1 protein-coding gene is annotated in these 549 nt (G+C 62.7%); it reads left to right on the forward strand.

The features are described 5' to 3' along the window. Positions 1 to 549 (forward strand): transposase (locus tag GVV58_RS15285; protein ID WP_171502657.1); only part of this gene is annotated, 549 nt, incomplete at both ends.

Here is a 549-nt window from a genome sequence, read left to right on the forward strand (position 1 = left end):
GCTGACGCACACCATCGCCCACCGGGTGGGTCGCTATCTGGAACGGCAAGGCCTGCTGGAACGGGATGTCGAAAACAGCTATCTGGCCTCGGATGCGGTGGATGACGACCCGATGACACCCCTGCTGGGGCACTCGATCACTTACCGTATCGCTGTCGGTTCACAGGCGGGGCGAAAGGTGTTCACTTTGCAAACTCTGCCGACCAGTGGTGATCCGTTCGGTGACGGGATTGGCAAGGTAGCCGGGTTCAGCCTGCACGCCGGCGTGGCGGCCAGGGCCGATGAACGCAAGAAGCTCGAACGGCTGTGCCGGTACATCAGCCGCCCGGCGGTATCCGAGAAGCGGCTGTCGTTAACACGAGGCGGCAACGTGCGCTACCAGCTCAAGACGCCGTACCGGGACGGCACCACGCACGTCATTTTCGAACCATTGGATTTCATTGCAAGGCTGGCCGCCCTGGTACCGAAGCCCAGAGTCAACCTAACCCGCTTCCACGGGGTGTTCGCACCCAACAGTCGGCACCGGGCGTTGGTCACGCCGGCAAAACG

The sequence above is a fragment of the Acinetobacter sp. 18QD2AZ41W genome (assembly GCF_009829025.1).
Classification (GTDB): Bacteria; Pseudomonadota; Gammaproteobacteria; order Pseudomonadales; family Moraxellaceae; genus Acinetobacter; species Acinetobacter pseudolwoffii.